Source organism: Vibrio sp. VPAP30, from assembly GCF_001188205.1.
Classification (GTDB): Bacteria; Pseudomonadota; Gammaproteobacteria; order Enterobacterales; family Vibrionaceae; genus Vibrio; species Vibrio bivalvicida.
In genome coordinates, this window is the sequence record NZ_LBLS01000026.1 from 340,834 (window position 1) to 365,676 (window position 24,843).

Sequence of the window (24,843 nt, forward strand, 5' to 3'; positions counted from 1 at the left end):
GAAACACAGAACAGCCTAGCCAATTTAAGTCAAAACGGCCTTGAGCTAATTGTTAGCAGACCAATTTACCATGCTCTACTATTGATAGAGTAGATACCTAATCAGTGAGATCAGTTGGTTAGGTATTTTGTCAGGTGGGGGGCGATGTATGGTACGAAGGTTATGGGTTTTGTCTTTGTGTATATTGAGTTTTTTTTCCTACGGGAAAGAGACGCTGAGAATTGTCTATTATGACTCGTTTCCCCCATATTCATATACCAATGCAGCGGGCGAGATGGAAGGGATATTAGTAGACATAGCAAAAGAGGTTCTGGAAAAGCAAATGAGCCTTGATGTGTCACACGAAGGATATCCATGGAGTCGAGCACAAAGAATGGTGTTCAACGGGCAAGCTGACGCGTTTATAACGGTACCAACACCTGAAAGGCTTAAATACGTCAATGCAGCGAAAGAGCCTGTATTTAGGACGCCAATTAACTTGTTTACCTACAAAAATCACCTGCATCTGAATAAGCTAGAACAAGTGTCTAGCATAGAAGACTTGAAGGAATTCGTGATTCTAGATTATGTCGGAAATGGTTGGGGAAACGAAAATTTCCCCCAAGAGTCTTACACTAGGATCATCGAGTCTGATCTCTCTGTCGCATTACAAATGCTTGCCAAGAAAAAAGGAGATGTTGTAGCCGTTGACAAAGTCGTGGCCGAGTTTCTCTTATCTAAGCATGATCGACGTAACTTGATTACTGAGCTTCCCGTTACTTTGACTGTTGTCCCTTTTGCGCTGTGTATTTCTAAAGCATCTGAGTTCGCTACGATACTAGAGGAGTTTTCCGAGCAAGTGCTGGCATTTCGTCAACAAGGTGGAGAAAGAGAAATACTGGCCAAGTATAAGTAACGTCATACACTATTTGATCCGCTGGCTGCGCGTGACTTTTTCCATGGTAGGCTGAGTAGTGCAAAGACGGTGACAGCATAGAGCATCGACCAACCAAGGCAAACAAATACAGCCGAGCATAGAATCAAAGAAACGGCAGCAAGGTATCGACTCAAGCCTGAGAGTAGCTTGTAGGCCGCAAGCATTGCTAGAAGGTAGACCAATACAAAAATGCCATTGGCGAGCTTGAGGAAGAATTCCAAATCCAATCCTGACAACTCTCCCGCGACACAAGAAAGCAGAGCAACGCCGCCGACAGCAAAGGTGGCATTGGCTGGCACGCCACGAATCGATAGCCTAGCGAGTGCGCTATTTGGACTGTATTCCGTAGCTTGAGCCCATACCATGCGAGATAAGCTTTGAGTATAGAGATTGACACTGGCAAAGCATGCCCCAAACCCCACGATACTTATTAAGGCTTTGAACTCTGGACCAAACAGATTTTCAGATATCCAAGGAATCGATGTGCTATCGAAAACGGGTGACCCGTAAGCGCCCATCTTTAACACTATGATTGAACAGATCCAGTATGTTGCTCCCGCAATAAAACAGCCAATCACAATCGCAATGGGAAAGTCTCTTTGAGGATTTTTAAACTCTTCTCCCATATGGGCAAAAGCTTCTATACCTACAAAACACCAGAACATGACACCTAATGCTAGCCCGACAGACCAGAAGTTATCACTACTAAAGGGGGGCAGTATCAAATCCTGAGAACTAAAGCCGCCTTTCCACCAGAAAGCCGCGATAAGAGCAAAAATAGATAATGCAATTATGGTTTGTAACCTTCCAGAAGATCTGGCTCCAGCGAGATTAACTCCGATAAGCAAAGCCACGGTCAGTAATTGGGCAAACAGAGCAGAGTTGATACTTTCGGGCATTAGCTGCTGTAAAAATCCAGCCGCTAACGCAATGGCGGCAGGTACACCGACAGGAACGACACTAAGAAACAACCATGCGACGCTTTTCTCAAGCTTAGTATTAAATGCCTTACGGACAAAATAAGCGGTACCGCCAGCACTTGGGTAACGTTTTCCAAGTTGGGCGAAAGTGAGCGCAATAGGGCAAATTGCAATAAATAGGATTAACCATGCCCAAAGAGACGCTTGCCCTGCGATACCTGCTGCGATTGCTGGCACCATAAATAGCCCAGTCCCTAACAGCGTTGTCGATAATTGGCCGATACCAGATAGCAATGTTATCTCTTTTTTCAGCTCACTCATTATGCTCTCCCTGCATCGTGTTCAGTTTTAAAACAAGGTTATCGTAAGCGGCTTAGGTATGCATTAGTCAATTCGTCACCGATAGCGGTCACATTGACTGTTTGTGGTTTTAGAACTGTCAATTTGACTGCTTTCATCTCTGGCAATTTTGTGTCACATTGCAATCAACCAACAGGATAAGTTGGCGTAAACGGGAATTAAAACATGGACAAATTTGATCGGCAAATCATAGATATTCTGAAACTTAACGCTAGGGAGAGTGTGAGTGATATCGCTCGAAAGGTGAACCTCTCACGTACCGCAGTAACGGCGAGAATTCAAAAGCTCGAACATGAAAAAGTGATCCTTGGTTATCATGCAGATGTGGCGAAAACCGAGAACAAAGAACTTATCAAAGCGTATCTTGCCCTTAAGTTTGATATGTCGAGTTCGACTCAGTACTGTGAAACCTATGCCGATCTGATTTATCAGATTGATGGCGTAAAATGGTGCCATGCGATTAGCGGAGAAACTGACATGATGCTGTACGTCGAAGTTGGTTCAATGACTCGACTTAATGTTATTCGCGATGAGTTACAAAAGATTCCAGAACTGCGCCATCTCATGACTCACACGGTACTCAATGAATTTTTTAATACGTTAAACACGTGACCTTCAAAATATGCTTAACAATCTTAATCTCAATTTGCTCCGCTCTTTGCATGTGTTGCTCGAAGAGTGCCATGTTAGTAGAGCGGCAGAGCGCCTGCATGTCACTCAGTCTGCAATGAGTAGGCAATTGTCACAGCTGCGTGAAATATGTGGTGATCCTTTACTGGTTAGGGATGGAAACCAACTGATACCGACACCACGTGCGCTGGAGATGAAAGATAAACTGTGCGAGCTACTTGGCGAGTTTGACGCCTTGCTTGCAGATAAGCCATTTGATCCTCAAGTTTGGCAGCAAGAGTTTGTCCTATCTTCAAGTGACTATGTCGCTCAATACATAGTGCCTGATGTCGTTTCTGTGGTTGTAGATCAAGCGCCTAAAGTCAATATTGCCTATCGATTATGGCAGCCCAATTTTTTAAGTCAGTTTGAGTCAACGGGTATTCATTTAGCTTCAACCATGTTGGCAGAGAAGCCAGAAAACCTAAGTAGTATAAAGATAGGTCAAGACAAGTCTGTATGCTTGATGAGAACAGATCATCTTCTTAGTGATGCAGAGAGTATTTCCTGTGAAGAGTTAGTCTCTTACCCCCATTTGAAAGTGACGGGTGGAGGAGACAAAGACTCCAATGCAGACATTGCCTTGAATAAGCTTGGCTTTCGTCGCCGGATTGCGCTTAAAGTGCCGTTTTTCTCAGCAGCAGTCAATGCGTTAAGCAGTAGTGACTATCTTATGGTAGTGCCGGAACACATAGCACGAAATCTAGCCAAAGAAGCCCAACTTGTGTACAAGCCTTTGCCTTTTGATACCGAAGCTCATCACTATTGGTTAATGTGGCACCCGAAATACGACCAGGATAAGGCGCACCAATGGATGCGAGAAAAAGTACTTCATGCGATGCAAACTTCGCCATATTCTATTGGTATGATTTGAAATCATGAGTGCCATGATTAACTTTGATTTCAATTCATTAATTGCATGCTTTAACGTGGCTGTTATTCAGTAGTAATGAAACATTTGATCTAAAGGATTCTGGTATGACGTTCACGGTATGGTTATCTCTATTCACTATTTGTATTCTCGGAGCCATGTCTCCTGGGCCGAGTCTTGCCATGGTTGCAAAACATAGCCTCGCCGGAGGGCGACTGAATGGTTTAGCTGCGGCTTGGGCACATGCAATCGGTATTGGCATTTATGCGTTCATCACCTTAATTGGCTTGGCGGTGGTGCTTCAGCAATCTCCTTTATTGTTCAAAACCATTAGCTATGCCGGTGCTGCTTATTTGGCTTATCTTGGTTACAATGCTTTGCGCTCGAAAGGTGGCGTAGCGGCAAGGCTTGAGTCAGGTGAGCAAACGAGTATCTGGCAGTCTGCCAAAGAAGGTTTTTTGATTTCTTTACTTAGCCCAAAGATCGCGCTTTTCTTTATTGCTTTGTTTAGTCAGTTTGTGGCAGTGGGTGATAGTGTTGCCGCTAAAGGACTGATTGTCATGACCCCTTTAGTCGTAGATGGCTTATGGTACACCCTGATTACATTTTTGCTTTCCAGTCCGCGATTAATTGATAAAATCCGCTCAAAAGCTTTGTTAATAGACCGACTGTCAGGCGCGGTTTTGATTTTGCTTGCTGTACGCGTAATCCTGACAGTTTAATTCCCAATATAACAAAGGCTAATGCTTCGAAGTTTGAATTCGATGTGATGGGTCTAGATTGGGTAGTCTGTTGGCAAAGTGTCGCAAAAGGAGAGTTAAGAATGATAAGACTGGCGATCATTGGTACTAACTGGATTACCGACCAATTTGTCGAAGCAGCTTTAAAGACAGGCGAATATCAGTTAAGCGCGGTGTATTCACGTTCGTTGGAGAGTGCAGAGCAGTTTGCTGAAAAGTACGCTTCACCTGTTTTGTTTGATGATTTAGATTTAATGGCGACATCACCGCTCTTTGATGTCGTATATATTGCAAGCCCTAACGTATTGCATTGTCCTCAAGCCATGCAAATGATGAAAGCGGGAAAACATGTAATTGTTGAAAAGCCAATGGCATCGAATCTCACCATGGCTAAGCAGATGTTTAAAGTGGCGGAAGAGAGTAATGTGCTGTTATTCGAAGCCTTTATGTCAGCGCATATTCCTAACTTCAAGCGCTTGAAAGATGAGCTGTCGTCGATTGGTCAGATCCGCAAGGGCTTTATCACTTACTGCCAATACTCTTCGCGCTATCCAAAGTACTTGGCGGGAGAAAACCCAAATACGTTTAATCCAGAATTTGCCAATGGTTCAATTATGGATATTGGCTTTTACTGTCTGAGTTCTGCGATTGAGCTGTTTGGCGAGCCGAAATCAGTTAAAGCTACCGCTCAGCTTCTTGATTCTGGCGTTGATGGTAGTGGTAGTGTTGTTCTCGAATACGATGGTTTTGAAGTGGTGCTTCAGCACTCGAAAACCAGTGACTCTTATTTACCAAGTGAGATTCAAGGTGAAGAAGGGGTATTGTTGATGGAAATGATATCAACCGCGAAGAAGCTGACTAAGTTTACCCGTGGCAGTGACATCGGTATTGATCTTAGTGTCAAACAAGAACCTAACCCAATGTACTACGAAGCACTTGAATTTGCCTCTCAGTTCAAGCAACAATCAATGAATTCAAGCTGCACTCAACGTTCGTTAATTGTAGCAAAACTACTTGAGGAAATTCGTCGTCAAACAGGCGTGGTGTTCCCTACAGATAAAAACAACTTTGCAAAAAAGAAATAGAGAGAGTCAGATGCAAGCTGAAGTAAAGTGGATTGAAGAGTTTAAGTTTCTAGGACAATCACAATCAGGCCATTCTATCGTGATGGATGGCAACGGTGGAGCCACCGCTCCTAGCCCGATGGAAATGGTGTTGATGGCTGCTGGTGGTTGTAGTTCAGTTGATGTTGTCGATGGCCTAAAAGAAGCAGGTCAAGCCGTGACTGCCTGTAACGCAAAGCTGACTACAGAACGTCGTGAGACCGCACCACGAATTTTCACACAAGTAAACATTCACTTTGAAGTGTCGGGTGAAAACCTTGCTCCAGAAGTGGTCGCGAAGGTTGCGGCTGACTCTTTAGAAAAATATTGCTCAGTGTGTTTGATGCTAGGCAAAGGCATTGAAATGACACACAGTTGGGAAATTATCTAACTCCTATTTAGCTGCTTAAGCCGAGCGCTAAGCTCGGCTTTTTTGTTTGAGAAAATCAAAATGATTAACCGTCCTCATAAGTTCACCGTGGCAGGTGTAGTCGCTATTCTTCTTTGGAGCAGCGTCATGGGCTTTGCCAGAGCGGTGACTGAAATGCTAGGTCCGATTGGTGGCGCTGCATCTATCTACACTGTGGCATCGCTATTTCTCGTTATGGTAATGGGAGTGCCCAAAGTACAAAATTACTCGCTTCGCTATGTCGTGATCGGTGGAAGCTTATTTGTAGCCTATGAGATTTGCCTTGCTTTAGCTCTGGCAATGGCAAACTCGCGTCAACAAGCGATTGAAATGTTGGTGATCAATTACTTGTGGCCTGCACTTACGGTACTACTGGCTGTAGTAACAAGTGGTAAGAAAACCAGCATTTGGGTTTATCCGAGTATTGCTTTAGCGTTCTTTGGTGTTGCTTGGAGCATTACTGGTGAGCAAGGGCTTTCTATTGCCCAAATAGCCGCCAATGTAGCAACTAACCCGGTCACATATACAATGGCATTTGTTGGCGCATTTCTATGGGCAATCTACTGCAATTTAACAAAGCGGATCTCTAATGGACAAAATGCGATTAGCTTGTTTTTCATTCTGACAGCAGTGACTCTATGGGTTAAGTATGCGTTAAGCGACGAGACAGGCATGACGCTTAATCTTGAATCTGGAGGGTTGTTGCTGATCTCAGGTATCGCTATGGGGAGTGGTTATGCATTGTGGAATTACGCCATCATTGGCGGAAACATGGTGTTATTGGCGACTTTATCGTATTTTACGCCTGTCCTTTCGACCGTGATTTCATCTTTTATTCTCGGGCTTGTACTGACGCAAAGCTTCTTGCAAGGTGTTGTTATGGTAACGATTGGTTCGTTGATGTGCTGGTGGGTAACGCGTGAATCATCCAAACCGAATCATGCTAAATCGGTTACCAAGTAATCTCTATTGGTGTACCAGAGGTGACGAGATCAAGTAACTCATCCATCTCTTGATTACTTATTGCAATACAACCATCCGTCCAGTCGAAGCTTTGTACATATTTGACTGGGCGAGTTTCTCCATTCTTTAAGCCGTGTATTTTTATATTCCCGCCGGGATCTAAGCTCAGTGAGCTAGCATAAGCCACGTCTCTGTCATTAGGGTAGCTGATGTGAATTGAGCGGTAAAACTCAGAGTCTTCAATCACAAAGTCTAAATAATAGCGCCCTTCAGGTGTGCGTTGGTCTCCCTCATACCTCTTATGACCTTTGGGTTGCTTTCCAAGCGCTATACGAAACTCTTTTATTACTTGATCGTTAGCAATCAGATACATACGTCGTTTGGATTTATCAACCTTGATCAAGTCGACATCTGCCCATGCAGGGAAGCAGAGTGCCATACTAATTATATATAGCCATTTAGCCACAATGATTCATCCTGTTGCTGCCTTATTCTTTTAGTGTACTTCACAAGCTTCGTGGTTGGTACGCAAGCACTTCAAACTCTCATCGAAAAGTTGAGTTGCAGCAAAAATGAAATATATGGAAACAAGGTCATACAAAATGCAGTAGGTATCATATAAGGATATATTCATTAAAGCTATTTGCGAGTCACTTAACAACAGATTGCAAAGATGTTTGCTTGCTTATTTGTAGCTGATACGTTCCTAAGCGTATAGCAGCAATAAAATGGTTTAGGCTAGGGTTATGCTTCCACGGGTGCTTATTAAAGATGTTATGTCTGCCAGAAATCAACGGTTTCTGGCTAATGCTCTATTCCAGTATTTAGATGAGTTAGTGGAACCTGAAAATATTGGTATATTTGCCGAACTTAAAGGAGGGCAAATAGGAGAGTTCTTGTATAAGCGTGGGCAACCTTTGCCTATTTTACGCTACCCGGAAACGTTTTGGGCTTGGGCCTCACAGTTCGATACCTCCGATGGCCTGATTCCTTTGGCTATGAATACTTGTCAGTGGGAATATGTGGTAAACATGGGGGCTGACAGTTATATCTTCATGCTCGACAACCATCCTGAAAGGCGTATTTACCTTATTGTTGAGAGCTTGAATGTAGAGAAATTCAGCCAACTCAACCAAAATCAGTATTTCGATACCCTTAAAGTTATGGCTTCTCGTTGGCAATGTGTTCGCGCTGAAACGGAAGCGGCCAAAGAGTTTAAGCAGCGTGACATCAAAGAAGCCAAGTACCTTGATGTTATCAAGCAACGAGAATTGTTTATTGACAATATGAAACTCGTGCAAACGGCCGCGGAAGAGATATCTAATCCTGCTAACCTCGATCAACTCTATCGTTTAGCCGTAGAGGTGATCAGAGATAGGCTAGGTTTTGACCGGGCCGTGTTTATGTTACTTGATATTAAAAAACGTTGCTTTAGTGGAACATACGGTACCGATGAAGAGGGCAACACGGTGAGTGAGCATCACACCCAATATGACCTTCATCAGCTAGAAGAAACGTATATTGATGCACTATTTGAAGGCAAAGAAAATCTTATTATTGTCGAAGAAGCACCTCTATATACGGCAGGCAAGGTCGTCGGTCAAGGTTGGAATGGTATGCTGATCCTTCGTGATGGAGAAGAAATCATTGGTTGGATAGCGATGGATAACTATATTAATCGCACGCCAATTACCTCTTATCAGCGCCAGATGCTCGAATCTTTTGGAACACTGCTTTCTCAGATTTATATTCGCAAACGCCAAGAGCAAAACGTGCGTATGCTTCATGCCAGTATGGTTGAGCTTTCTCGTTGCATGACAGTCAGTGAAGTGTGTAAGTCTGCGGTGACCTTTGCCATTAACCGCTTGGGGATTGATCGCTTCGCTGTTTTTCTCACCGATAAAGACTGTACACATATGCAAGGCACTTGGGGAACAGATATCCAAGGTAACGTGGTCGATGAGTCTTACTATCGCTCAGAGACAATAGACCGTTCGATTGTTCAAGCTGCGCTAACTAACCCCAATGAAGTGGTGTTTGAAGAATCCGTTCCGATTTACCATGACTTTCATATTGTTGGTTTTGGTTGGACAGCGATGACCATGCTGGTTAGCAACAGTGGAGAGCCTATTGCGTTTATCGCCGCAGATAATCTGATTAAACGATCGCCATTGACCCATCAGCTACGTGAAGTAATTCGAATGTTCTCATCAAACTTGACCGAAGTACTACTCCGAACGCGTGCGCAAGAGGCAATCCACGAGTTGAATGAAAACCTTGAGCAAGAAGTCAAAGCACGAACGAGAGATCTGCAAAAAGCCAACGAGCAGTTAGAGAGAATGTCTAAACTTGATCCACTCACCCGCTTAGGTAATCGTCGTATGCTTGAATCAATGCTCGAAGAGATCTGCTTTGAAGGCGACGACAGCACGTCATGTTATGGCTTGATCTTAGTGGATATTGATTATTTTGGGCTGTACAACAACCATTATGGGCATATGCAAGGCGATATCGCCCTAATGCGTATTGGCAGTATTTTACAAAACTACACTCAGTCGGAGCGAGAAGTCTTTTGTCGAATCGGAGGGGAAGAGTTTGCATTGCTCATCTCTAGCAAAGATGCCGAACAGGTCGACCGCTTATGTGAAAACATCCGCAACCAGATCGAGCAAGAAAACATTGCTCATGAGCAAAGCTCCGTGCACAAATCTCTTACCGTTTCTATCGGTTACTCGGTAATGGAACTTATCCAAAGTGAGTTCAGCTTTGATAAGCTCTACAATTCTGCCGATAAATCACTATACAAAGCTAAAAATGGGGGACGAAACCAAGTTATTGGTACAGTTTCGACGTTTGAACACATTTAGGCCTACTCAACAGTCAAGCTAGGCCTAAATGGTCGTTGCTTATTTATGGCAGTTAACGCTTTATATATCGCCTTGATCTCATGTTGCTACGGTTCAAATCTTGTTTGTCATTTTTATAACGGCGGCAAGATGTTTTTGTTTCGACTTGTTGGCGGACTTTTTTCACCTTGTTTGATCAAAGTAATCAGCGTTTTTGCCTGCCAAGCCACGTCAGAATCTGAGTATTGGCTTTGGTTCATTTCCATCACTTGATGCTCAATTTTTTTCTTCAACTCTGTACTCAAATCAGGAATTTCATCGAACCAAGTTTTAATTAAGAAGCTAGCCTTGACCTTATCGTCTTCTTTTAACGCTGTTAACAACTGCTCTGTTGTTGTGGTCGCCTTTTGCGCTGGAGTAATATGCGCTTGAGGTTTACGACGGTATTTAACCAGTAACAGTAGCGTGGCTAACCACAATGAAGCGAATAGGGCGGTGAGGTAAGGCCAAAAACCTGCATCATACACAGTTACGGTTTTGACTGTGTGGTTTTGTGGAACGGGGGAACTGATTGGCTCGTTGTTTAGGGTTGATCCGGGAGCGATATCAAGCACTAACCCTTTTAAATCAGACTCTTGCGCTGATTTGTTTTGGCTATCCCACCAGTTCAGTTTAATATCGTTAAGCTCAACCTCGCCTTGCTGCTCGGCGATGATCACCTGCTTAACCGTCATACGAGTAGTGCCATCTTCAAGTTCGCTAAAGGTTGGTTTTTCTTGGTAAACCCTGACTGTACTAGGGTAGTTGACTTTTAGCTGGGGAAAGCGCTCAGAGGCTAGCCCTTGGATATCTAGATGAAGTATACGAGTAATAGACTCGCCAACACGGGTACTATAAACCGCGGATGCATCTATGTTCTCACCGTTTGAATCTAGCCATTGCTGCGAGAGTGACAGTGATGCAGCAGGAAGCCAAGCACCCTGGTAGTTGCTTGGTATTGGATCGACCTGAATCTTAAACTGCTGCGCGGGGGTATCGGCTGAAACCAATTTAGTGGTGCCACTACGATTATCTCCATAAACCACACTACCTTGGAAGCCTATTCCGCTCAGTTGGTATTCGCCCGCCATATCTGCCGTGACTCGGTAACTTTGATCGACAACGGTGACTTCTACGCCATCTAAAACACTTTGATATTGTTTCGGTTCACCGAGTGCGGTGAGTGAAACGCCTTGCGCTTGGGGGGGGATGACATTAGGGTTTTGTAAGCGTCTTGGGTCAGCTTTTACAATCAGTCGGGTGTTAAGTTGAGCACTTTCATTGGGGTAGAGCTGCGCTTTGCTTAAGTGGCTTTGTACTTCAATTAAGTCACTTATCTTTGGCTCATTGCTATCAGCCGATATTTGGATTTTGAGAGGTTGAGACGATACGCCATCGATAGTAAAAGCAGGAATGGTCGCGATACCGAGACGATGGGCCGCTAGAGTGATGTTCCATTCGCTTCTCGTAGAGCGATCGCCATTGATAATATTGATTGAGCTGCCAAAGCTTGGACGCCCTACATAAAAATCGCTATCCAGCGCGCTTAAATTTAAGGCATCCGACGAGACCTTTTTATTGACCACCACACGCAGCTGGAAGACTTCGTTCTTTACCACCTTGTTTTTGCTAACTGTTGCCATGACAGTCGTCGCAAAGGCCAATGGACTAGTGAAAGCGACGATCAAAGCGAATAGAGCAACACAGAGTTTATTTTGTCTCTTCATTACCATTTCTTACCTGTATCTTGTGGTGGTTGTTTTTGTTGAGCTTGGAGGATCATTTGCGCGCGCAATAAGCGACTCGGATCTCGAGCGCTCTCGACCTGTTGTAGTTTTCTCAGTTCGGGCTCAATCGTTTGTTGACTATCCGACTCTGGTATTTGATTTTTTGAATCAATGGGTTGCGTATCTTCTTGTTTCATCTCTGTGTTATTCGCGTCAGCGGGAGGACCATCTTGTTCAGCACTATTTTTAGACTTTGATGATTGCTCTGTCTGCGGGTCAGATGGTTGATTCTGAGGTTGAGGTGGCTCGGAATCAGGCTGCTCATTCGGTTGCTGGCTAGCAGATGGCTTGTCTTTATCTGATGCGCTTTCGTTTTGTGAAGACTGCGTTTGCTCGGAAGTTTGTTCTTGTTCAGAGTTATTTTGTTGTTGACTCTGACCCTTACTCGACTCATTTTGTTGCTGTTGCTGTTGCTGTTGCTGTTGCTGTTGCTGTTGCTGTTGCTGTTGCTGTTGAGCTTGACGCACGACTTCAAGGTTATGCTTGGCATCTTGGTTGCTCGGGTCTTGATCTAATATCGATTGATACAGATTTTCAGCTTCATCAAGTTGGCCGTTTTGTGCATAGGCATTAGCAAGGTTGTACCGCCCCTCTTGGCTCGTTGCGCCTTTCAGGGACTTAATTGCATCTTCATAATTTTGGGCCTGATACTGAGCAATACCTTTCCATTCCTGTTGAGAGAATTGCTCAGCTGCTTTGTCATATTCTTTATTTTCAAAGTACTGCATGGCTTGCTGATCTTGGTTGAGCCAAGGGCTTGCCATTGCTGGTTTCGGGCTCAGCAACGGGATAAAGATCAGTGCAACACTAAAGAGTATGCCTCTGCGAAATAGTAATAAGGCAGGGACAATAAGCAGCGGCAGTAACCAATAACCTTGATTGATCTGCTCTGTAACGGATTGGTCTTTGTTCATATTACCTGTGGAGTCGATATGTGAGGTGAGTTGTGTGATTTTTTCGACATCACTATTGGTGATCTGGACTGGAACAAAATAACCATCTAAGGAAGACGCTAATGCTCTCATATTGTCAAAGTTCGATTTGGCGACCACGGGTTGACCGCTCGTTTTGGTCATCAGTGTGCCATCGCTAAGCTTGATGGGAGCTCCAGAACGAGAGCCCATTCCTAGCAATACGAGTTGCCAGTTCGTGCCGCTGAGCAGCGATTGGATGTCATCGCGCTCTTGGTCATCGATATCATCAGCAACTAGAACAATATTCCCCTGCGCTAAACCGATATTGGTCATCATTTGTATGGCGAGTTCAACTCCTGCGGCCGCATTGGCTCCAGGGTAAGGCATTAGCTCTGGGGATAAATTGGGAACCTGATTGGCTATGGTGAGTGAGTCACTGGTCATAGGACTGATTCGATAAGCATCACCCGCATAGGCAACGAGCCCTGTACTACCTTCTTGCCAATTTTCTAGTAAGTCGGAGACTTTATACTTGGCCTGAGTGAGTCGATTTGGCTTGATGTCAGTGGCATACATTGACATCGACATATCCATTACCACTACGCGGGCGCTGGTGTTGACAAAGCTTGGACGTTTTTGTTTGCTAAAACTTGGTCCTGCTAGTGCTACGATTGTGATAAGCCCACACACTGCCATTAGATTAAGTGCTATTTTGCTTGTTTGGGTGACTTGCAGCCCCATAGCCTTTGCCAAGTGAGGGGCTATCAGTGTTTGTGAGCGATTTCGCCTAGTCAGCCAGTAGATTAGACCCATCCAAGGCAGTGTGGCGATCAGCCATTGTGGGTAGAGGAAAAGAAAACTAGACATGATTCCTCCGAATGAAAACAAGAAAGGTGAAGCACAATAGCGCGGCGGTAAGTGGCAGTCCAAACCACTCAGTTTGAGGCCGCCATGTTTGGGTCGCATTGGTGACAGGTTCAAGGTTATTGATGGTGTCGTAAATGTCTGCTAAATCGTCTGCATTGCGTGCTCGGAAGTATTGACCACCTGTAATATCTGCAATCTCTTTTAAGGTCTTTTCGTCGAGATCTTGAGCGGTGTTTACTTTGCGAGTCATAAAGAACTCTTTGACCATCATTTCACCAGCGCCTACACCAATGGTATAGATTGTCGCATTGTACTTTTTAGCAATGTTAGCTGCTTCGATAGGGTCAAGGACACCGGATGTATTACTGCCATCGCTAAGCAGAACCATCACCCTTTGTGGAGCGTCGCTATCAATGAAGGTTTTTGTTGCTAAACCAATACCTTCACCAATGGCCGTTTTTTCACCAATAAGTTTGAGCACGAGAGAATTGACCTGCTCTGAAATAGTATTGCGATCTAGCGTTAAAGGGGTTTGCAGGTAGGCATGATCAGCAAAAAGTACTAAGCCAAGACGATCTCCCTTGCGTTGCTTGGCGAAATCACTGACCACGCGTTTGACTGCGCTTAATCGATCCATATAACCCTCTTCTTCATCTTGCATATCTTTCTGACTCATAGAATAAGAGAGATCCAATACCAGCAGTAGGTCACGATGCTTTGGTGAGGTTGTGACTGGCTCTCCATACCAAACGGGTCGAGCGATTGCTGCAATTAGTGCCAGCCAAATAACACAACAAAGCAACTTAGCAAAGTGATTACTAGGTGAAGTGTTGTCTGTCGACTCAGGCATATAAGGAAGTTGAATAGCGGCGGCCGACTTTGTTGGCGGCGCGATATAGTAAATGAGCAGTGGTAAGGGCAAAAGGAAAAATGCCCACCACCAAACGAAGCTAATATTAGCCACGTGTAACACTCCTTCTTTTCTTCGGTGGTAACGCCTGATTTACCCAGTCGCTGCAATCTTTAATGAGTTCTTCAGCATTGGAAATTGGCTGTTTACTGTACAAGGCTTGTTGCCAAGAATTGTAGTTGGCACTAAAACGAGGCGTAGATAGTTGGCTATCAAGAAACACGTACCACTCTTTGCCTGTTAGTTGGGCTATCTCTTCACGAGGAAAATAACAAAGTGCTGCTTGCCTGACTAATTCAATTGCCTCGGATGGTCGCTGATTTCGCGCGAGCAGGCGTAAGGCGGTTTTTTTCGGCGCTAAGCGTTTTTTATTCCAGCGAATAATCAACCAAGTTGTCAGGGCTAGCGTGAGCAGACCACCAATTAGCGCCCACCAACCCCAAGCGAGTGGCAACCACGCTGGGGGCTCTGGTAAATGCATTGGGTTTAGCGGCAAAGGTGAAGTTTGAGTCTCGGTGCTCATAGTTAAAGTCCATGTAATTGTTGAGTCAATGCAGCATCACTAGAGAGCGACGAAAAACTGATGCCCATCCTTAGGGCCATTTTTTGTAGTTGAGTCTGCTGCTGATCAAACGCCTTTTCTATACCAAGGCGAGTTTTGCTAGAAGAAAAATCAAGCCAGCGTGTTTGCAGTTTATTAGAGACTTTTTCTGTCCCCCTATAGGCGGTGTACCCTCTTTCTAGAGGATCACTAATTTGAATCATGCGAACGCGATTGTGCTGACTTAGGCGGCTAAGCTTGGACTCATGTGTGTTGTTAAATCGAGAAAAATCACTTAAGAGAATAATCTCACTGCCTTTGGGGCAAACTCGTGCAAGTGCTTGTAGAGCGTGGTTCACATCGTAGATAGCCCCTTTCTTCTCAGACAATTGTTGCTGGTGAATGTTAACCAGTGACTGTATTAAGGCTAATGCTCCTTTGTTGCGAGCAGTGGGTTTTAGCTCGATAAGTTGCTCGCCAGTATCAATCACAGCCCCTACTCGGTCTTGTTGAGAGATACTAAGCCAAGCAATCAAACTCGCCATATGCGCCATTTGTACAGACTTCAGCATCAACCTTGACCCAAACATCATAGACGCAGATAGATCAAGATAAAGCACAATCGGTTTTTCACGCTCTTCAGAAAAGAGTTTGGTATGTGGCTTCCCCGTACGGGCCGTGACACGCCAATCAATGGCACGAATATCATCACCTGCTTGGTATTGGCGAACTTCGCTAAAATCCATCCCCCGGCCTAGTTGGCGGCTTTGATGCTGGCCTAACATCTGTGCCCATAAACTCTTGGCAGGTGGCAACCATTGAATGCACTGTTGCTTATAGTAGAGAAGTTCATTAAGAGTGAGATTAACCCCATCACTGTAGGGAGGTAATGTGCTATTCATCAACTCTACCTAAGCGCTACCGACGAGCGACAACAGCTTATTTATGACTTGATTAGGAACTATACCTTCCGCTTGTGCCTGATAGCTGAGCAACAAGCGGTGACGCAATACAGGAAACGCCATTGCTTGTACATCTTCAGGAGACACAAAATCTCGACCGTTTAGCCAAGCATGGGCGCGAGCACAGCGATCAAGAGCAATTGTCGCACGCGGGCTGACGCCCATCTCTAGCCATTGCTGCAAAGAATCATCGTATTGGCTTGGCTGACGCGTCGCCATCACTAAGCGAATAATGTACTGCTCAATCGTCTCGGCTATATGGGTCTCTAGCACTGATTGGCGCGCGGCGAAGATATCGGCTTGTGATATGTTGGGAGGCGCGATTTTGGTCTCACCTTTCGCTTCACCTCGGTTTAAGCGCAGAATTTCTAACTCGCTTTCGGCATTAGGATAGTTAACGTCAAGGTGAATTAAGAATCGGTCGAGTTGCGCTTCAGGAAGTGGATACGTACCTTCTTGTTCGATTGGGTTTTGCGTCGCCATAACCAGAAACAGCTCGGGGAGCTGGTAGGTACTGCGGCCCGCAGTAATTTGTTTCTCTGCCATTGCCTCAAGCATTGCTGCTTGCACCTTGGCCGGAGCGCGATTGATCTCATCGGCTAAGATCAACGAATTGAAAATAGGCCCTGATTGAAAGGTAAACTCACCTGTTTCTGGGCGAAAAATGTCTGTACCTGTTAGATCGGCGGGAAGTAGGTCGGGGGTAAATTGGATGCGATGAAAGTCACCTTCAATACAGTCCGCCAGTGATTTAACGGCTCTGGTTTTTGCAAGACCCGGAGGACCCTCAACCAATATATGACCATCGGCTAGGAGCGCGACGAGCAGTTGATTCACCAATTCGCTCTGACCAATGATTTGGCTATTTAGGTATTCGCGTAGTTGTTGTAGAGCGTGTGAATTCATGATCTTGTTTCTCCTCATTTTTTCACTTAGTAGCTCGTTAGCTTAAAAAGTTCCGCTCAAGATTAAGGTTAAATTTTGAGTGACGGAATTATCATCATCTGGAATTTCAAGCTCCAGAACAAGTGCAATTATTTCAGATAGTTAAAATATGGGGATAAAAATCTCAGATCCAACTTTTCAATATTGAAAACTTACCTCGCATGAACTGTGTCACGTCAGTGGCTAAAAACCATTCACCTGGTGATTATTTGGTAAAGAAAATTGTCAATTAGTCGATATACTAAGCTGATTGGAGTAAGCGCTCTTACGTGGGGAGTGTTTGCCAATACATAATTAGATAATTGCTTCTTAAGGCAGGACAAATGGAACTAAACTCAATTAGCATAAAACAGAAAGTAGTGGCTGGTATTACCTTCGCTGTTTTAGCATCGACCATTATTGTAGGAGTGATGGCTCAACGCCAAGCCCGTGACGTGCTTGAGCACCGACTGATTGATATTGAGCTGCCTTCTATGCTCGAACAAATCAGCAGTCAAATAGATAACGAAGTTAGGCAACTCTTATTCGCTGCGGAACAGATTGCCAACAACGAGTTCGTTAAACAGGCAATTGACACAACGGATATCTCGCCAGAAGTAGAAGCTCGATTGGTAAAACAACTTAACAATGTGCGTTCTCAATACAATCTAAACGATGCTTCTGTGGCTAATCGTGACACCGCGTATTACTGGAACCAAAATGGTTTCTTGCGTCAGCTTAACCAGCAGCAAGACGGATGGTTCTTTGGCTTTACTCAATCTGGCAATACAACGTCAGTCAGCATCTTCCAAGAAGCCAATGGTGACGTGAAGATGTTCACCAACTATCAAGTACTAAATGGTATGTCGATGTCTGGTTTGTCGAAGTCAATGGATGACATGGTCGCGTTATTAAACGGTTTTAAGATTGAAAAAACTGGTTTTGTCTTTCTCGCTGACGCAGCTGGTACGGTGCAGATCCACCGCGATAGTAGCAAAGCCAAATCGACTTTAACAAAGTTATTCGGCAACGAATCTTCGGCGCTATTAGGTAAATCGAGCTTCAATCTAATCAATACAGAGTATGAAGGTCAGAACGTATTTGTTGCTAGCACTTACGTCCCTTCTATGGATTGGTTTGTTATTGGTGTCGTTCCTGTTGAAGAAGTGTTTGCAGACTTAGATGCCGTAGCTAAGCAAATGATGTTCACAACAATCGTTGTTGCGGGTCTATTTATTTTTATGGGAATTTTCTTAGCAAATAGCATTGCTCGTCCAATCCGAGAGATCGCAGCACGCTTTGCGGATCTTGGGAAAGGCGATGGTGATCTTTCTCAGCGTATTGAAGTGAAAGGCAGCGATGAAATTGGCCAATTGTCTGATGGGTTTAATGGCTTTATAGAGAAGATCCATGACTCAATGAAAGAGGTGGCTTCAACTAGCCATGCGCTGCAATCTGCGGCTGATGGTGTATCAAATAAGGCCAATACCACCCATGACAACAGCCAAATCCAACGTGATCAAACCATTCAAGTGGTAACGGCAATCAACCAAATGGGTGCGACGATTAGTGAAATTGCGGGTAACGCGGCTACGGCGGCGGAAACAGCCAATCATGCGTCAGATAATACTGAAGTGGGTCAAAAGGTAGTTAGCCAGGCTAAAGACGCGATTAGCCGTTTAGCGCTAGATATAGAAAACACTGGGCAGGTCGTAGAGCAGTTAGCATCGACTACGCAAGAAATTGGTTCCATTTTGGATGTTATCCGCGATATTTCAGAACAAACCAATTTACTTGCATTAAATGCGGCGATAGAGGCTGCGCGTGCGGGCGAGCAAGGTCGCGGTTTTGCCGTGGTAGCTGACGAAGTACGTAACCTAGCCAGCCGTACTGCAGATTCTACTGAAGAAATTCAGAAGATGATTAATCAACTTCAAAGCGATGCCAAAGACGCAGTAACCGCGATGGCAGCAGGTAAGAGTGTCACAGGTGAAGGTGTTTCTGCCTCTGATGAGGCGGTAGAGGTTCTGGTTAATATCTCAGAGCGCATTCATGACATCTCAGATCGTAATACTCAAGTTGCTACCGCAACGGAAGAGCAGTCTACCGTGGTTCATACCATCAATCAGAACATTGAAGAGATTAATGCAATTAACGAAATGACCACGGGGACAGCAGAAGAGCTTGCGGCAGCAAGTGCTGAGCTTAAAGAGCTTTCGCTTCGCCTTGATACAATGGTTGGCAGCTTTAAGCTATAAGCACTTTGCAACACTGGTATAACTGGGTCTAAGTCGTTAAACTTAGACCCAGTTTTTATTTATAGGGTAAGTGGGATCATGAGTGATTTCGAAAAAGAACTAGAGCAGATGTCACAAGAGATGGGCGATGAGCCTGAAGTGGCGCTACCATCGCTGGGAGAGCAAAAAGCGATTGCCGCAGAGCTAAAAAAGCTTGAAGCAGAAGGCAAGCTAACACCTGAAGTACTTGAAGAGTATTTTGGTAAGTTCTACACAAAAACTGATACACCGATTCATTAAGCTACAGCGTCTTAAAAGGCATGTATCACAGTTTCTTAAGTCGCCGAAGGCGGCTTTTTTTGTACCTAAAAACGTCGGAGTATTCAAAATGATATGCAACAAAATGATTTGTTTGACTCCCTTGATGCTCACCGATAACCTAAATGTTGAGCCCATGCACCTGTAGAGTTACAGCAACTTAGGTGAATGCCTTGTTCAAGAATGATGAATAAAGGAAGTGAACAATGTTATACGGAAATGCCGCGGTTACTGAATCAGGGATACCTCTCGCACATGGCGCAGTGTTCAGCCAAGTTGCTCGTAATCAGAACACTATTATTATTTCAAGGTCGGTAGGTAAATACGCGACGCAATTGATAGAGCAAAGCTATGCGACTAAGGGTTTTCACGTTAAAACCAAATCATGCAACTGGGGGCCAATGGCTGGTTTTGTTTTGGCGGATCCTCGTTTTTCCAAAAATGGTGCCGCTCCAGACAAAGTGAGAAGCCAGCTTAAAAGTATCAACAGTGCAATGAATGACGGTGCTACTTTAGCTGGGCTTTATATTACTGAAGCTAGACGAACTGCGTTACCAGCCCTATTCCTTGGTGATGGTACGACGACATATGTAGAGCGATATATTTCAGATAATGAGCGCCTCATTACCACTTCTAAAGGGAATTTGACTCTAGAATTTGTTTTAAAGAAACAGCTTCCTCACCGAGTGCCTGGTGCTGGCGCAGTTCGCGTTTGGGCGGTGTGCTATAGACATCGACATCACCATCCTGATGAAAAGTTTCTTGGGCCGAGAGTGAGTACGAGTTTCGGTAAGCTTTATCAAGTTATGGGTTTGACCGACCCAAGAGGAGATAAGGCGACAAAGGCGACTTATCGAGGTGTCATGACTGGTGATTATGATTTGTGGGGATGCTTTCCTCTGAAATCTCTCTATGAACCGCAAGGCCAAGATCGACGTAAGGTTCTTAACTCGAACTCACAGCTGTTTGACTACGATACATTTGGTCAGCATGAAAACCGTCATACAGGGAACATGACTCAGCGTATACAAACCATTCGCAATAAGCTTAATACAGGATTCAAAGGGGCTGGTTATCAAGGTGGGAATATGGTTCATCATAGTGATGAAGCAGGCCGACCCATGGTAGATAATTTAGAGGTTGATGCGGTCGCATTCTTTCCAAGTGGAGAGATCATGTACTTCGCTTCAGTCGCGGAATATAACGATTTTATTGCTATTACCAGAGCGCTTGGTTATCAACCCATCATCAATGCGTGGTGGCATGTGTATCGTGAAGCCGATCAAGCACGTATGAGCAATATTCTTGCAACCCGACATGCTCATGTTGGTATCTTGAATAGTATTAAGGCCCGAGGTGCTTTGGGCTGAGTCACAGCCCAAATCTTTCTAGTCAGAGAATGTTGAGATTTGGCTTTGGTTGATTTAGGCTCTCTTAAAACCGCTAGATCTGTTATCAGTGCATCATGAATTGATGTTAGAAAGCCGCAAATAGCGGCTTTTTTGTTGCATATAGTAAAAGGATTCTCCATGTTTATTTTGTATCGTTTGCTTAAATTAGCAATTATCTGTGCGGTATTTTTTACCATCTACGACTTTATTGCATTTGGTGAGATTACATGGCTTGAGCGACTACTTAGCTCGTTGAACGTCTAGGGTTAGTATTACAGTATTCGCAATGATGAAAAAGGTAAGCTAATGGATTTAGCAAGCAGACTGACGATGCTGTTAGAGATTTCAAGAACAGGTTCATTTGCTAAAGCGGCAGACAAACTTAATATTGATCGCTCAGTGCTATCTAAGCAAATCAAACAGCTTGAAGAACATTTGGGTGTCAAGTTGATAAACCGTACTACTCGGTCAATGTCTCTTACAAGCGTTGGGAAAAGAGTTGTTGAGCAAGCCGAAAAGGTTACCCAGATTCTTGAAGATACGGTAAGCATAGCCGACTCATATCATAGCGAGCCGATGGGCCATCTGCGGGTTTCTAGTGCCACTATGTTTGGCCGTATTTACTTGCAAACAGCTATTGAAAGGTTTTTAAAGAAGTTTCCCAAAGCTTCGGTCGAACTCCTACTCAATGACGAAAGAGTTGATGTAATTAGCGAAGGCTTCGACATCGTATTTCGTATCGGCCCTATGAGGGACTCGTCAATGATTGCTAAACCTCTGGCTGAAAATAAAATGGCCTTGGTGGCATCAAGAGAATTTATAGAACGTCACGGTATGCCAACGACTCCGGACGAGTTAGTCGCGCTGCCGAGCGTCATTTACGCAAACCGAAGTATTGTTACTGACAAGATTCAATTTGTCGATCGCGAGTCTGGGCAGTCGACAATATACCCTATCAAATCAAACTACCGAGTGAACGAGGCAGAGCTAATTGTAGAAAGCGTTAGAGCTTCAATTGGCTATGGTCACATTGCCCAGTTTATGATCTCGAAAAACATCGAAGAAATGGGCTTGGTGCAGTTATTACCCGACTATACGATTCCGTCATTTGGTGATATTTACGCTATGTATACGCATCGCAAGCAGTCGGTACTTGTTACTTCATTTATTGAAATAGTTCGAGATGTGATTGGTACTCCCCCAGTATGGGAAGGGAATTTTAAATCTTAAATAAGCAAAAGCCCGATGTACACTCGGGCTTTTTGACATCCATGTATTTCTGTTTAGAACGATGTTAAGTAACGTTGTTCACGTACTGCGACACCATTCTCACCTTCGATTTCGAATGTGAACGAGCGGCCGTGGTCGAGTAAGTTTGCTGCCATGAATGTACCTTTTTCACCTGTGGTGAAGTATTGGGTACCGTTGCCTTTCACTTTCACTTTTACATCGCTAACAGGTTCGCCATTTTCAAGTACAGTCACAATAGCTTGATTATCAATTGTTTTAATTCTAATTGATTGCTCTTTCGCTGGCATTGCTGATGCCATTGTAGAAGTTAGTGCCGCAATAAGTAGAGTCGCGATAGTTGTTTTCATAATCTGATTCCTTTGAATGCTTTTATCTTAAGAGCAGTTGCTCTTGGTGTGGGAAAGATTATGTGACATTTCTCAAGTGTGATAAATATCACATTGTGCATTTCACTGTTGCAAAAATATCTATAATAAATAGATTGCCTGAATGTATGGGACTTTATATTGGATGAGGTTTATCGGTAAGTGCCCAAACTAAGAGCGAGTCAAGTAGATAATATTGTGTCCCACTGTATCGTTTCGTTGCAGGTTCCCTTGATGAAAACACCTCATTGAAAGTCAATATGAATATCCTTCATGCTGCATGTGAAGTAATACCATTGTTATTCAACTGCGAATCAACGTTATAAAGAAACCTACTCTTATATCTAGACAGAATTAGTCCTTCTCGACTAGAGCTGCTTAAGATCCAAACAAAAGGCGTACAAAACTGACTAGAAAAATCAAAAACAAAATGGAAAGAGTAGGAACTAAACCAGCTTTCATCTAAGGAAATAGGATACACATCGTTATGAGCAAAGACTTCACATTTAGCATCAAGAGCCTCAGTCTTGATGAGAACTACAGTCCGTCAGACAGTACTCGTATTACGACTAACTTCGCTAATCTGGCAAGAGGCGAGAGTCGACAAGAGAATCTGCGCAATGCACTCAACATGATTAATAATAACTTCAATGCTTTGGCACATTGGGATAACCCTAACGGGGAGCGTTACTCTGTTGAGCTTGAAATCGTTTCGGTTGATATGGACATTGAAGCGGGTGCTGAAAGCTTTCCTTCGATTGAAGTGCTGAAGACGTACATCGTTGACCATAAAACAAATGAGCGTATTGAAGGTATTGTCGGCAATAACTTTTCTTCTTACGTACGCGACTACGACTTTAGCGTTTTGCTCCTTGACCACAACAAAGACAAGCCTAAATTCACAATTCCAGATAACTTTGGCGACCTGCATGGCAAACTATTTAAGCACTTCGTTCGTTCTTCAACCTACAAGCGGAACTTTAAAAAGCTGCCCGTAATTTGCTTAAGTGTTTCAGATAACAAGACTTACCATCGAACTGAAAATCAACACCCTGTACTTGGCTATGAATATCAGCCTAATGAGTCTTCTCTAACAGAACAGTATTTTCAGAAAATGGGGCTAGAAGTTCGTTACTTTATGCCGCCAAATAGCGTTGCACCGTTTGCATTCTATTTCTTTGGTGATCTGCTAAACGACTACACTAATTTAGAATTGATCAGCACGATCAGTACCATGGAAACATTCCAGAAAATCTATCGTCCAGAGATCTACAATGCGAATGCTGTTGCGGGTAAATCGTACCAGCCAAGCTTGAAAAACAGCGATCACTCTGTAACACAAATTGTGTATGACCGCGAAGAACGTAGTCGATTGGCAATAGAGCAAGGTAAATTTGCTCAAGAGCATTTCATCAAGCCATACCAAACTGTGCTAGAGCAATGGTCTGCTAGCTACGCTTAATAATAATGAGAAGAAATAAAAGCATGAAAACACTATTACCGACTTCTACGGCAGGAAGCCTGCCAAAACCTTCATGGTTAGCACAGCCAGAAACGCTTTGGTCACCTTGGAAACTGCAAGGTGAAGAACTAACAGATGGTAAACAAGATGCGCTTCGTTTGTCTTTGCAAGAACAGCAACATGCGGGTGTTGATATAGTCAGCGATGGTGAACAAACTCGCCAACACTTCGTTACGACATTTATCGAGCACTTAAGTGGCGTTGACTTCGAAAATCGCCAAACGGTAAAGATTCGTGATCGCTACGATGCCAGCGTACCAACAGTTGTAGGGCCTGTGAGTCGTCAAAAGCCTGTGTTTGTTGAAGACGCTAAGTTTTTGCGCCAGCAAACAGATAAGCCGATCAAGTGGGCGTTACCGGGTCCAATGACGATGATCGATACGCTTTATGATGATCATTACAAGAGCCGTGAAAAGCTCGCGTGGGAATTTGCCAAAATACTCAATCAAGAAGCGAAAGAGTTAGAGGCTGCTGGTGTCGATATCATCCAATTTGATGAGCCAGCATTTAACGTCTTCTTTGATGATGTGAATGATTGGGGCATCGCGTGTCTAGAAAGAGCCATTGAAGGACTAAAATGTGAAACGGCGGTTCACATCTGTTACGGCTACGGCATTAAAGCAAATACAGATTGGAAGAAGACGCTGGGCACCGAATGGCGACAATATGAAGAAGTGTTTCCAAAGCTACAGAAGTCTAACATTGATATCATTTCGTTAGAGTGTCATAACTCTCGCGTGCCGATTGAGCTGCTCGAGCTTATTCGCGGCAAAAAGGTCATGGTTGGGGCGATTGACGTTGCGACAGATAGCATTGAAACGGCAGAAGAAGTCGCAGAGACACTACGTGAAGCTCTAAAGTATGTTGATGCAGATAAGCTTTATCCTTGTACCAACTGCGGTATGGCGCCATTGTCGCGTGAAGTTGCTCGCGATAAATTGAACGCATTAAGTGCCGGGGCGGAGCTTGTACGAAAAGAGCTGTCAGCTTAGCTCACAAGGTAATTAATTGAATAGGT

General features: G+C 44.1%; 24 protein-coding genes. 15 read left to right on the plus strand and 9 right to left on the minus strand.

Annotated features, from left to right (window positions below):
• The first annotated feature begins 148 nt into the window (after positions 1-148).
• Positions 149-895 (plus strand): substrate-binding periplasmic protein, encoded by a 747-nt coding sequence (locus ZX61_RS11965; RefSeq protein WP_049844849.1) that lies wholly within the window; start codon positions 149-151, stop codon positions 893-895.
• A gap of 2 nt (positions 896-897) precedes the next feature.
• On the opposite strand, the gene yjeH is transcribed toward ZX61_RS11965, so the two are convergent.
• Positions 898-2,157, minus strand: a complete 1,260-nt coding sequence (gene yjeH / locus ZX61_RS11970) for an L-methionine/branched-chain amino acid transporter (RefSeq protein ID WP_049844850.1) — start codon at positions 2,155-2,157, stop codon at positions 898-900.
• 204 nt (positions 2,158-2,361) lie between these two features.
• Between yjeH and ZX61_RS11975 the strand changes: the two genes are divergently transcribed.
• The 6 genes from ZX61_RS11975 (at position 2,362) to yddG (ending at position 6,951) form a co-directional block, all read left to right on the plus strand.
• Positions 2,362-2,808, plus strand: coding sequence for an Lrp/AsnC family transcriptional regulator (locus ZX61_RS11975; RefSeq protein WP_049844851.1), 447 nt, complete (start codon positions 2,362-2,364; stop codon positions 2,806-2,808).
• A gap of 10 nt (positions 2,809-2,818) precedes the next feature.
• Complete coding sequence (locus ZX61_RS11980; RefSeq protein WP_049844852.1) at positions 2,819-3,739, plus strand: LysR family transcriptional regulator; 921 nt, start codon at positions 2,819-2,821, stop codon at positions 3,737-3,739.
• A gap of 104 nt (positions 3,740-3,843) precedes the next feature.
• Positions 3,844-4,458 (plus strand): LysE family translocator, encoded by a 615-nt coding sequence (locus ZX61_RS11985; protein WP_049844853.1) that lies wholly within the window; start codon positions 3,844-3,846, stop codon positions 4,456-4,458.
• 101 nt (positions 4,459-4,559) lie between these two features.
• A complete protein-coding gene (locus ZX61_RS11990; protein WP_049844854.1) occupies positions 4,560-5,561 on the plus strand; it encodes a Gfo/Idh/MocA family protein in 1,002 nt (333 codons plus the stop codon).
• 10 nt (positions 5,562-5,571) lie between these two features.
• Positions 5,572-5,970, plus strand: a complete 399-nt coding sequence (locus ZX61_RS11995) for an OsmC family protein (RefSeq protein ID WP_049844855.1) — start codon at positions 5,572-5,574, stop codon at positions 5,968-5,970.
• A 60-nt stretch (positions 5,971-6,030) separates the two neighbouring features.
• Positions 6,031-6,951, plus strand: a complete 921-nt coding sequence (yddG, locus tag ZX61_RS12000; protein WP_049844856.1) for an aromatic amino acid DMT transporter YddG — start codon at positions 6,031-6,033, stop codon at positions 6,949-6,951.
• On the opposite strand, the gene ZX61_RS12005 is transcribed toward yddG, so the two are convergent.
• A complete protein-coding gene (locus ZX61_RS12005; protein ID WP_049844857.1) occupies positions 6,941-7,390 on the minus strand; it encodes a L,D-transpeptidase family protein in 450 nt (149 codons plus the stop codon). The genes yddG and ZX61_RS12005 overlap by 11 nt on opposite strands.
• 307 nt (positions 7,391-7,697) lie before the next feature.
• Here ZX61_RS12005 and ZX61_RS12010 point away from each other — a divergent pair, with 307 nt between their 5' ends.
• Positions 7,698-9,818, plus strand: coding sequence for a sensor domain-containing diguanylate cyclase (locus ZX61_RS12010; protein ID WP_049844858.1), 2,121 nt, complete (start codon positions 7,698-7,700; stop codon positions 9,816-9,818).
• A 113-nt stretch (positions 9,819-9,931) separates the two neighbouring features.
• Here the strand turns inward: ZX61_RS12010 and ZX61_RS12015 are convergent, their stop codons facing one another.
• The 6 genes from ZX61_RS12015 to ZX61_RS12040 are packed head-to-tail and all read right to left on the minus strand — an operon-like array spanning position 9,932 to position 16,723.
• A complete protein-coding gene (locus ZX61_RS12015) occupies positions 9,932-11,563 on the minus strand; it encodes a BatD family protein (RefSeq protein ID WP_049844859.1) in 1,632 nt (543 codons plus the stop codon).
• Positions 11,563-13,404, minus strand: coding sequence for a VWA domain-containing protein (locus ZX61_RS12020; protein ID WP_049844860.1), 1,842 nt, complete (start codon positions 13,402-13,404; stop codon positions 11,563-11,565). The genes ZX61_RS12015 and ZX61_RS12020 overlap by 1 nt, the downstream gene beginning before the upstream one ends.
• Entirely contained in the window at positions 13,397-14,368 is a 972-nt protein-coding gene (locus tag ZX61_RS12025) for a vWA domain-containing protein (RefSeq protein WP_049844861.1), read from the minus strand. The genes ZX61_RS12020 and ZX61_RS12025 overlap by 8 nt, the downstream gene beginning before the upstream one ends.
• On the minus strand, positions 14,361-14,837 hold the full coding sequence (locus ZX61_RS12030; protein ID WP_049844862.1) for a DUF4381 domain-containing protein: 477 nt from the start codon (positions 14,835-14,837) through the stop codon (positions 14,361-14,363). The genes ZX61_RS12025 and ZX61_RS12030 overlap by 8 nt, the downstream gene beginning before the upstream one ends.
• A gap of 2 nt (positions 14,838-14,839) precedes the next feature.
• A complete protein-coding gene (locus tag ZX61_RS12035; RefSeq protein ID WP_049844863.1) occupies positions 14,840-15,757 on the minus strand; it encodes a DUF58 domain-containing protein in 918 nt (305 codons plus the stop codon).
• A gap of 9 nt (positions 15,758-15,766) precedes the next feature.
• Entirely contained in the window at positions 15,767-16,723 is a 957-nt protein-coding gene (locus tag ZX61_RS12040) for an AAA family ATPase (protein WP_049844864.1), read from the minus strand.
• A 362-nt stretch (positions 16,724-17,085) separates the two neighbouring features.
• Here ZX61_RS12040 and ZX61_RS12045 point away from each other — a divergent pair, with 362 nt between their 5' ends.
• The 5 genes from ZX61_RS12045 (at position 17,086) to ZX61_RS12060 (ending at position 21,917) form a co-directional block, all read left to right on the plus strand.
• Entirely contained in the window at positions 17,086-18,999 is a 1,914-nt protein-coding gene (locus tag ZX61_RS12045) for a methyl-accepting chemotaxis protein (protein WP_049844865.1), read from the plus strand.
• A 78-nt stretch (positions 19,000-19,077) separates the two neighbouring features.
• Positions 19,078-19,278: a hypothetical protein gene (locus ZX61_RS12050; protein ID WP_049844866.1), complete on the plus strand. Its 201-nt coding sequence runs from the start codon at positions 19,078-19,080 to the stop codon at positions 19,276-19,278.
• A 224-nt stretch (positions 19,279-19,502) separates the two neighbouring features.
• On the plus strand, positions 19,503-20,666 hold the full coding sequence (locus ZX61_RS12055; RefSeq protein WP_049844867.1) for an anthrax toxin-like adenylyl cyclase domain-containing protein: 1,164 nt from the start codon (positions 19,503-19,505) through the stop codon (positions 20,664-20,666).
• Between the two features lie 159 nt (positions 20,667-20,825).
• Complete coding sequence (locus ZX61_RS24660; protein WP_268808182.1) at positions 20,826-20,951, plus strand: hypothetical protein; 126 nt, start codon at positions 20,826-20,828, stop codon at positions 20,949-20,951.
• 42 nt (positions 20,952-20,993) lie between these two features.
• Complete coding sequence (locus ZX61_RS12060; RefSeq protein ID WP_049844868.1) at positions 20,994-21,917, plus strand: LysR family transcriptional regulator; 924 nt, start codon at positions 20,994-20,996, stop codon at positions 21,915-21,917.
• Between the two features lie 53 nt (positions 21,918-21,970).
• On the opposite strand, the gene ZX61_RS12065 is transcribed toward ZX61_RS12060, so the two are convergent.
• Positions 21,971-22,285 carry a hypothetical protein gene (locus ZX61_RS12065; protein ID WP_049844869.1) on the minus strand — a complete coding sequence of 105 codons (315 nt, stop codon included), beginning with the start codon at positions 22,283-22,285 and terminating at the stop codon, positions 21,971-21,973.
• A gap of 505 nt (positions 22,286-22,790) precedes the next feature.
• On the opposite strand from ZX61_RS12065, the gene ZX61_RS12070 reads away from it, so the two are divergent.
• Together ZX61_RS12070 and ZX61_RS12075 are read left to right on the plus strand one after the other, a co-directional pair.
• Positions 22,791-23,765 carry a DUF1852 domain-containing protein gene (locus ZX61_RS12070; RefSeq protein WP_049844870.1) on the plus strand — a complete coding sequence of 325 codons (975 nt, stop codon included), beginning with the start codon at positions 22,791-22,793 and terminating at the stop codon, positions 23,763-23,765.
• A 23-nt stretch (positions 23,766-23,788) separates the two neighbouring features.
• Positions 23,789-24,817 carry a methionine synthase gene (locus ZX61_RS12075; RefSeq protein WP_004745469.1) on the plus strand — a complete coding sequence of 343 codons (1,029 nt, stop codon included), beginning with the start codon at positions 23,789-23,791 and terminating at the stop codon, positions 24,815-24,817.
• Positions 24,818-24,843 lie beyond the last annotated feature (26 nt).